This window comes from Chitinophaga sp. (genome assembly GCF_035564935.1).
GTDB lineage: Bacteria > Bacteroidota > Bacteroidia > Chitinophagales > Chitinophagaceae > Chitinophaga.
The window spans coordinates 1-9,444 of the sequence record NZ_DATMTE010000916.1 but is presented as its reverse complement, the minus strand read 5'-3'; the positions used below and the strand labels follow the sequence as shown (position 1 = coordinate 9,444).

Genomic DNA, 9,444 nt, shown 5'->3' with positions numbered 1-9,444 from the left:
CAGGGAGGTTTCCACTGTTACCCGGGAAGGGTTGAATATATAATGACGTGCATCCTGCAGAAAATTCATACTGATCTGGCGTACTGTTTTATTGCCGCCCATATCAATGGTGGCAATCATATCCTTGCCATAAGTGAAAAGCCAGTTATAACTGAAGTCGTTTCCCCCGGTTAACCCGTCGGTGAGCGTGCGCTCCTTTTTGGGCGTATACTCCGGTGTGTAGGGATTTACAAGGGTAACAGGTGCCCCGTATGCAAGACTTTTTATCCATTTACGGGAAAGCAGCTCCTGCCATTCCTGTGCGTAGGCGTCGGGCGACAAGCCTCCTTCAGAAAGCTCTTTTACGCCGGCTGCCTTGCATTGCGCCACAAATTTTTGAATACGCTGCGGCCACCGCGGGTTCACAGTGCCATCGGGCTGGAGATATCCGTATTTGTCGGCTCCATAAAAACGGGATTGCTGCAACACTGCATATTCCAGGAACAGGCGGGTATTATATACCCGTTTGAGATAAACAGGGTCATTCCCCGCCGCCGCTTCCGCCTTATCCAGGAAGCCGGAATACTGGTCCATTTGCGCCGGCGATAAATAATCCTTTGATGAATAAATGGGATTGCCATATATGTCCAGTACAGCATGCGTGCTTTTAACCGCGTTTGTCAGTGCCTCCAGGTATTGGCCCATGGGCGCCGCCGCGGGGCCATAGTACCCTTTCAGGAAGTCGCTGCTGATCTTTTTGATATCCGCCTGCGGTTGCCATAACAGGGACGCCTGTACGTAACTGTTGTATTCTGCCATGTCGCCATAAGTTTCGCCGCTACCTTGTGAAAACACTCCCTTTACATGATGTGCGGCAAAATATTGCAGGTTGGACGACAGGTTACTATAATCCGGGAATGGATTGAGATAGTTGGTGAACTGCGTGGTATAATCCCATATGAAAAGGTTGCCGGTAATGGCTTCCCAGTCTTCCAGGTTTTTCCGGAAACCTGCTGAGGAAGGCGCCTGCGATAAGGGCTCCTGGCGGAAAGCATCAATAGTGCTGAGCATAATATATACATTATCTGCAGGCTTTGTTTTCAGCGGCGCTTTGGCCGTGTAGCCATATGCAAGTGTTGTAAAGCGCTGCCCGGGAAATTGTTTGGCTACCCGGTTTACAAAGCGGATGAGTGATCCCTGGGGGCCGCCTTCTCCGGCATCAGTCTTGCGACACAGGTCGCACGTGCAACCGCCGCCGCCATCCTGCGGGGCTATAGACCAATACATGGCATCAGGGTTAGCGGCTATTGCTTTTTTAAACCACTCTACCGTTAATGTATATACGTTTTCATTACTTAAGCATAATTGCTGCGGCTGTCTTTTGCCGTTTATCATTGAATAATATTCCGGGTGCGCTTTGAAGTAAGTATCCGGCGGAAGGATTTTAAAAAAAGAGTGCCCCCAGGTTCCCCACAGATCTTCAAACCGGTGCAGTCCATGCCAGGCAAGGTATTCAGCATCCATAGAAGGAGGGTAGTAGCTTTCCCGGTAAAGGAAAGCGGGTTCCTGCAGATCTGAGATCGTTCCGCTTAAACGTATATCCTTCAGCGTTGGCACGGCTGCAGGCCCGCCTGCATCCTTACGGCAACCCATATACGTTTGCAATGTATAATATACGCCATATACCACACCCTGGCCGCTGCCGCCCCGGATAAAGAGATGACCGTTCTTACTGCCGGTGAAGAAGCCTTCGCCGCGGATCTCTGCAGGGCCTGCACTATGACTGGTGTTCCCGATAAATACCGCCGGTTGGTCTTTATACTGTGGTTCAGTTATTATTGGCAATGAAGCGCCTGATATACGCCGGATATAATCGCGGAAAATTCCCGCCGCTTTGCTTTCTGCTTTGGTAGCCTGTTCCGGCAGCACAATCACATATTCGCTATGTCCCTGGCGTACCAGTCTGATCTCTTCTGCCGAAGGCAGGCACGCGCTGTATAACAACGTAGTGATCATCAACAAAAAGCTATTCATAATTCTGCACATTGTAGTCCGTTAAAATTTCCGCTGAAGCGTTACATAAATATCGTATTGATTCTGATACCCGCTGTCGCTGATCTTTTGATTGATCCAGGTGCCGAAAAGGCCCAGGGTGGTGCGGTAGCGGATCACTTTCTGGTAACCCGCGCCAATACTATGTGTAAGCAATCCTGTAAGATTGGGAAAGTTGATGAGCCGGCTCCTGTCGTCCGGAGACGTACCTAAGCCTGCCACCAACTGCAGGTAATCCTGTCGCCGGTTCATAAAATAGCGGGTGGTAAGATTAAACGAGGTATTGAAATCACCGGATTCGCTGATACCATATCCACGCAGGTTTACCCAGAAATCGCCAAAGGGTTTGGCTATAGAAATCACGCCGGAAAAACTGGTCGTACTGTCCAGGTTCAGGTAACGGCCGCCCAGTTCCACTTCTATTTCTTTCTTAAAGGTTTTGAATATGGAGTAAGCTGCCCGCAACTGGGGAAATACGGTTTTATTGGAATAGGCCAGCATCCCGTAAGAGTAAAGTTTCGGCGAGTGCGTGTAATACATTTCCGCTAATCCCTGGAGGCCGTTACCGGTTTTCCTGCCTGCATAGTTTAGTTGTACTGCATAAGAGCCCCGTTTTATAAAATGCCGGTACTCTACTGTAGCAATGTTATATTTATCGGACATATAATCATAGCTGGAGTTGAGGTAGTATAACCCGAACTGGTTCTTCAGCGTTTTACTTTCCAGGTAATCGTGATAATCGGTGTTCACGGCAGTTGGTTGCAGCTTTGCCACAGAATCTGCTACCAGTGCGGCAGCGGCAAAATCTTTTTTATTTTCCAGGGCGATGGCCCGTTTCATCAGGAAGGTTTCATTGCCTGGATAATATTTTATTCCCTGCGCGGTATAGGCCAGTGCGCTGTCGTAACGCTGTTGCCCGTTCAGGATATTGATACTGTACAGCAATGCCATTGAGTCTTTGGGTTGCAGCGCCAATACCTGGTTAAACATTGCCAGTGCGCTGTCGGGCTGCTGGTTACGCTGGTAATCTAAACCGGCAGCCGTCAGGCTGGCGATATATGCGTTCTTATATCTGATGGTATATGGATAGCGGTTTACCAGGTTGCCTGTAATGGCAGCGGCCTCATTATACGCGTGCATATCCTGTAATACGGAGGCTTTTTTCAATAAAAAATCGCGGTTGCCGGGATAATAGTTCAATGCTTTATCTGCAAAGTACAGTGCGCTGTCAGGCTTACCTGTAGCGCTTTGCATGTTAATCATATAATCAAGCGCTTCCTGGTTGGAGGGTAGTATGTTCAGCACCTGTTCAAACTGTTGTTTGGCAAGGTCATATTCTTCTGCCCTCATTAAATTACGGCCGGCTGCCAGGTGCATGTCGGCAAAGTTGCTGCTGAAGCGTTCATCAGCGGGATGCTGTGCGGCCAGTTCACCGGCGATAGCGGCGGCTTCTTCATACCTGCCTGCATCTGCGAGTACGCCTGATTTTTTCAGCAGGAAAGATTCATTGGCCGGGTAATAGGTGAGTGCCTGGTCCAGTACTTTTAATGCAGCGGAAGTATTTTTTTGTGAGATATAGGTATTGGCGAGCAGGTGAAGCACCGAAGAATCGCCCGGGCTTACCTGCAGGGCCGACTCAAATGAAGCCAGGGCCAGGTCGTACTGCTGCTGCGCAAGGTATTCGCGGCCGGTGGCAGTTTGTAGTTGCACCAGTCTCTCTTTAAGCGCATGATTGGGAGCGCGCTGATACAGTATCATTGCCAGTGCTGCCGCGCTGCTATACTTACGGTCGCCTTCCAGTACATCCATTTTTAAAGATAACAGGCGGGTGTCGTTAGGGTTTGCTTTCAGCCCACGGTTGATCCATGCCAGTGCCTCCTGGTAAGCGCCCCGGGCCATGCTGTACCCTATTACTTTATCCAGCGCTTCCCGGTTACCGGGATTTTTTTCCAATACACTTCCATACAACGTATAGGGGTCCATGTTAGCATAGTAAGCAGCAGCTTCCATGCGGAGGGAAGTTTCCTGTGTGCGGGCTTTGGCGTCGCCTGGAAACCGCCGTTGTATTTCCTGCAGGGTGGTCAGGGCTTCTACGTAAGCATGCATGTCTTCCAATATGCCCAGTTTACGCATCAGCAGGTCGTAGCTGCCGGGATGTGCAGTGAGTGCATCATTCACCTGTTCCAGGGCCGATTGATAATTGCCTCCTTTCAATGCCACACCAAGACTGGCTTCCCTGGCTTCCTGGTTACGGGGATCTGCCAGGAGCACCCGGTCGTAGCTTTGCCGGGCCATGCCGCTATTGCCCAGTTGCTGGTAATATTTGCCGCTTTGCAGGTAGTGTTCTACGTAGGCATTCCGCACCGTGGTATCTTCCGGGTATTTATTCATAATGGTTTCTGCCAGCTCATTACCGCGGTATACTTTGTGCTGCAGATCCAGTATACCCAGCTTCTTTAACATAAACTCACGGCTGCCGGGGAAGTAAGCCAGGGCTTCATCTGCATAGCATTCTGCTTCCGCATACTTCCCGGTGGTAAGCTCCACGTTGATGGCATAATAATAAGCATCGCGGTAACGCGGATTTTTAAGGAGCACTTCTTTTACATACTTTCTTGACAGGTCGTATTGTTTGGTGAGCAAATACAGCCGTGCGAGCAGCAATTGCTGGTCAATAAAATCCGGCTGCGCTTTCAAAGCCTGCTGCGATAAGCTGATGGCTTTATCGTAGTGTTGCAGTTTTGTTTCCTGAACAGCCTGGTCATACAGGGCTTCTGCATTATTTTTCTGTTTAATGATCTGCGCCTGCGTTTGCAAAGCCCAACACACCAGTATTCCGGTTAACAGATGTTTTAATACAGCCATTTAGTTTATCTTTTATAAGTTTATTTTTTCTTTCCAAATCCCTGTCTCTGCATATTTCCCCACGATGATTTTTTCCCGGTGAGAAAGAACCAGTAACCACGCAATGCAAAAAATACGATCAGCGGATGATAGATCAGCGGTTCAAAGAATGCCATGAGCGACAACGAAATCACTTCCCGCCAGGTTTTATAATAGCCATAGGTGAGCTGGTCCCAGCAGATGGCGAGTGTGGAGATCATTACGGAGAACAGGTATACAAACAGTAATAGTATAAGTGCATAAGGCCAGTTCACCTGGTGTGTAACGATCAGGTAGATATAATAAAGGATGCCGGTAAATTCAATAATTGGCGCCAGAAATTCAAAGAACAGGTTGTAAGGCAGTACTACCAGCCCCAGTTTCCTGTAACGGGGATTGAAAATGATTTTCCGGTGAATGGTGATGATCTCTGCCAGTCCCCGTCCCCAGCGGGTACGCTGCCGACTGAACACTTTCATGTTCGGGGGACCTTCTGTCCAGCATTGGGTGGTAGGAATGTAACGGATGGCGTATTTGAGTTTATTATCGATCATGTAGGCGCACATGCGGGTAACAATATCCATATCTTCCGCAAAGGAGGCATGGTCATAACCCCCGGCTTTGATGGCTACTTCTTTATCGAACAAACCCAATCCGCCGGAAACATTGGGCACACTATTCATCATGCTCCATCCCATTTTACCCAGTACGTATGCCCGGATATATTCCATTTCCTGGAACCTGGGCAGTACTTTTTCGGGTGGGCGTACCCGTATGATCACCCCTTCGTCAATTTCCGTGGAATTGGCAATACGGAGTGTGGCGCCGGTAGCTATTACCTGGCGGCTGTCTTCCACCACATGCACATAGCCGCATTGAGGACAAGGTTCGCCTACTTCTTTCGTTTTCTTATGCTCTTCATCCATGAATGGCTTGATCATACGCAGCAGTGTGTCTTTTTCAATGATACAATCCACATCCGTATTCAGGAAATAGTCGAATGAAGCGGCGTTGATACCCGCATTGGCCGCATCGGCTTTACTTTTACCATTTACCTTATCAACTACCAGTAGTTTATCGTAGGCGGTATTGGTGGATTTAAACAGTTGTCGCACAGGTTGCGTTACAATTCTTTCATTATACGCAAAATCCACGGGCACCAGCTCAAATTCACGGATCAGTTTTTCCAGGGTATCATCTGTACTGCCGTCGTTGACGATAATCACTTCGTAGCGTGTATAGTTCAGCGTTAGGAGCGACCGCACATTCATAATAATGGTAACGCTTTCATTAAAAGCGGGCGCTATCACGGAAATGCCCGGTGTAAGAGGCGAGTCCAGCAGGTGGGTGTAATCAGTGAAACTGCTCTTTTTGCGAAAACGGATAATCCCGCGGTAAGACATATATGCCAGTACCGCATACATGCATAGCAGTACACAGCCATATATAAATACACCTCCTTCAAAAAATGTTCTGAGCATAGCACACAGTTTTCTTTATTTCTTCTTCTTTCCAAATCCCTGCCGCTGCATATTTCCCCAGGTACTTTTTTTCCCGGTAAGGAAGTAATAATATCCACGCAGGGAAAAAAATACGATGAGGGGATGGTATAATATAAACTCCATAAAGGGCGTCAGGCACAAATACACCACTTCCCACCATTTCTTATAATAGCCGAAAGAGAGCTGGTCCCACAATATGGATATGGTGGTGATCATAACGGCGTAAGTATATACGAAAAGCAGGAGCATCAGTGCGTAGGGCCAGTTTACCTGGCCGGTTACCCCCAGGTATATATAAATAAGGATACCGCTAAATTCTATTAAAGGCGCCAGCAGCTCAAAAAAGAAGTTAAAAGGAAATACGATCAGTCCCATTTTCCCGTAGCGGGGATTCATGAACATGCTGAAATGTGCATACATAAGCTGGGCTAGTCCGCGTGCCCAGCGGGTACGTTGCCGGCTGAATATTTTTACAGAGGCTGGGCCTTCTGTCCAACACAGGGTTCTGGGAATATACCGTATTGCATAGTCGATTTGGTTGTCGTGCGCATAACGGCACATGCGGGTAAGCAGTTCCATATCTTCTCCGAAGGAGCTATGGTCATAGCCACCGCAGCGGGTAGCCACTTCCTTGTCGAATAAGCCCAATCCGCCGGATACGTTGGGCACGCAGTTAATATAGCTCCATCCCATTTTGCCCAGCACGAAGGACCGGATATATTCCACTTCCTGGAAGCGTGGGAGCAGCTGCCGGGGTGGACGCATGCGGATCAGCACCCCTTCGTCGAAGTCCGACGAGTTGGCAATGCGCAAGGTAGCGCCTACGGCAATCACCCGGCTCTTTTGCTCCTGCATTACGGGTAGGACTAGTTCCAGCAGGGTATCTTTATGAAGGATACAGTCCACATCGGTACAAACAAAATAGTCGAAGGTAGCGATGTTGATGCCCGCATTCACTGCATCGGCCTTACTTTTACCGTTTACCTTGTCAATTACCAGCAGGGAAGAGTATGCGGGGTCGGTGGATTTATAGATTTTCCGTACAGGCTGGGTCAGGATCCGTGCGTTGTAGGCAAAGTCTACCGCTACCATGCTGAATTCCGCGATCAGCTGTTCCATGGTATTATCGGTGCTGCCATCATTGATAATGATGATCTCATATCGGGGATAGTTGAGGGTGAGCAGCGACCGTACATTGGAAATAATGGTAAGGCCTTCATTAAAGGCAGGGGCGAGGATAGTAAGCCCCGGCGCCATTGGCGAGCTGGCAAGTATATCCAGTTGGTGCCTGGTATCTTTCCTGGTATAATAACGTATAGCCAGCATGGAAAGCAGGGCCAGCAGGGCATATACCAGCAGCAAAATCAGCCCATATACGAAAAGGGTATTTTCATAGGCTGTACCGAGCCATGATAAGATGCCCTCCATCAGTATTTAATTAAAGGGTTCATACAATGTTTCAGTATCAGCAGGCTTCCGCGGTCGGCGGTGGCGAGCAGTTCCTGTATTACGGTGCTGGCTACCCAATCGTTTTTCACAAGTGATTTTGCTGCGGCCTTTCGAAGGTCGAAGTTGGTGGAATGCAGAAATTCCTGTTTCAGGAAATCAACCTGGCGCCCGCTGCTGATGCGGCCCACCGCTTTCAGGATCTCAATCTGGCATTGCAGCGGCTGGCTGCTGTACATGGCAATCAGCCGGTCTTCCACATCGGGTACTTTCAGTTTACCAAGACAGTTAATGGCATCTGCACGGAGGTAATGATCTTTGGTGTCCAGCAGCTTTACTACAGCAGGCACTGCAGGCAGCTGGTTGTAGTGCACAATCAGTTTCAGGCAGAAGGATACCACGCTTTTATTGGAGGAGTAGGTGATCCACCGGGCGAAGTTGGGGATGGCAATATCTTCCGTGGTAGTAATGATGCGGAACAGCTCTACCTGGTCCCACATCAGCAGCGGGTCTGTTACCACATCAAAAAATTTGAAGGGCTCATTTTTACTGAGTTTGATATAAGCATGGCGTGCTGCTGCCCGTAACTCACGGTTACGGCTATTCGTTAATGGCAGAATGGTTACGTCTGCCACGGGGATATCCATATCGATGAACTCTGTCAGCGCCCGCACTTTCCTGGCCCATTTAGACGACTTCATCTGCTTCATGGTATCCTTACTCAGCTCCAGCTGGATATACAGGTTGCGCAGCAGATGACCGGCATTACCTCTCACATTGTGGCGGAAATGAATAATACGGTTGGTGATGGCCTGCCTGGCCCATTTTTTATGTAAAGGCAGTTCTTCGAAGCCCTCCAGGTTCAGCTGGATCTGGTTCGCTGGGGTACCGGCAGCCACTTCCGGGTGGGCCATTATTTCATCGATAATAAGGTTATCGATCTTTGGCAGGAGGTAATCCAGCCTTTTCCGGCGCTGATAACCGAGGAAGCGGCTTCTTAAAATTGAAAGATAGGCCAGCAGGGTTACCAGCACGGTTACTATAATAAATATCATTGCCAGCCTGATTGCCAGTGGCGCTTCCCTGAATGTAGTGAGGGCGGGATCCAGGAAGGCAGGAAAGGATATCTCGAACATGCAGCTATTTATTCTTCATTAACAATCTTTTGACCCTGATCAGTAACTCTGCCGGTATGATCGGTTTCTTCAGAAAATCGTCGGCTCCCAGTTTAAAGCCTTCCATGATCATATCTTCATTACCGGCATTGGAAACAATGATTACCGGGATAGGCGAAGGCTGGCTTTTCACTTTGCTAAGTATTTCGAAGCCGTTGGCATATGGCATCATGATGTCCGTAATGATCAGGTCATAGCCGTAATTTGCCGTTTCCAGCTTTTCAAATGCTTCTTTCCCGTTTGATACATGGTCAAGTTCATACTCTGCAGAAGAGAGGATTCTTGCCACTATTTTGGGCATTATCTCATCATCTTCTACTAACAAAATTTTACTCATCGTGGCTGCATTTAATCCGCTAAACAAAACAGGTGCTCAATTGTTCGGCAGTGGTGATCTTTTTATTATA

Annotated in this window: 6 protein-coding genes; all 6 read right to left on the bottom strand. The window is 48.5% G+C overall.

The genetic code is table 11. From position 1 onward, the window contains the following. On the bottom strand, positions 1 to 2,013 hold a 2,013-nt coding region (locus tag VN105_RS23890), incomplete at its 3' end, for a DUF4838 domain-containing protein (protein WP_325644963.1). A 21-nt stretch (positions 2,014 to 2,034) separates the two neighbouring features. After that, on the bottom strand, positions 2,035 to 4,896 hold the full coding sequence (locus VN105_RS23885; protein WP_325644961.1) for a tetratricopeptide repeat protein: 2,862 nt from the start codon (positions 4,894 to 4,896) through the stop codon (positions 2,035 to 2,037). Positions 4,897 to 4,916: 20 nt separating this feature from the next. After that, on the bottom strand, positions 4,917 to 6,395 hold the full coding sequence (locus VN105_RS23880; protein WP_325644959.1) for a glycosyltransferase: 1,479 nt from the start codon (positions 6,393 to 6,395) through the stop codon (positions 4,917 to 4,919). A gap of 15 nt (positions 6,396 to 6,410) precedes the next feature. Then, the gene (locus VN105_RS23875) at positions 6,411 to 7,844 is read right to left on the bottom strand and encodes a glycosyltransferase family 2 protein (RefSeq protein ID WP_325644957.1); all 1,434 of its coding nucleotides are present in this window, start codon (positions 7,842 to 7,844) and stop codon (positions 6,411 to 6,413) included. Further along, positions 7,844 to 8,998: a HEAT repeat domain-containing protein gene (locus VN105_RS23870; RefSeq protein WP_325644955.1), complete on the bottom strand. Its 1,155-nt coding sequence runs from the start codon at positions 8,996 to 8,998 to the stop codon at positions 7,844 to 7,846. Before VN105_RS23870 ends, VN105_RS23875 begins: the two co-directional genes overlap by 1 nt. Before the next feature lie 4 nt (positions 8,999 to 9,002). Further along, positions 9,003 to 9,374, bottom strand: a complete 372-nt coding sequence (locus VN105_RS23865) for a response regulator transcription factor (protein WP_325644954.1) — start codon at positions 9,372 to 9,374, stop codon at positions 9,003 to 9,005. Between the last annotated feature and the right edge of the window lie 70 nt (positions 9,375 to 9,444).

Coding starts and splice junctions, on each gene's coding strand:
- VN105_RS23885 (WP_325644961.1), bottom strand. CDS start 4,896: ATGGCTGTATTAAAACATCTGTTAACCGGAATACTGGTGTGTTGGGCT.
- VN105_RS23880 (WP_325644959.1), bottom strand. CDS start 6,395: ATGCTCAGAACATTTTTTGAAGGAGGTGTATTTATATATGGCTGTGTA.
- VN105_RS23875 (WP_325644957.1), bottom strand. CDS start 7,844: ATGGAGGGCATCTTATCATGGCTCGGTACAGCCTATGAAAATACCCTT.
- VN105_RS23870 (WP_325644955.1), bottom strand. CDS start 8,998: ATGTTCGAGATATCCTTTCCTGCCTTCCTGGATCCCGCCCTCACTACA.
- VN105_RS23865 (WP_325644954.1), bottom strand. CDS start 9,374: ATGAGTAAAATTTTGTTAGTAGAAGATGATGAGATAATGCCCAAAATA.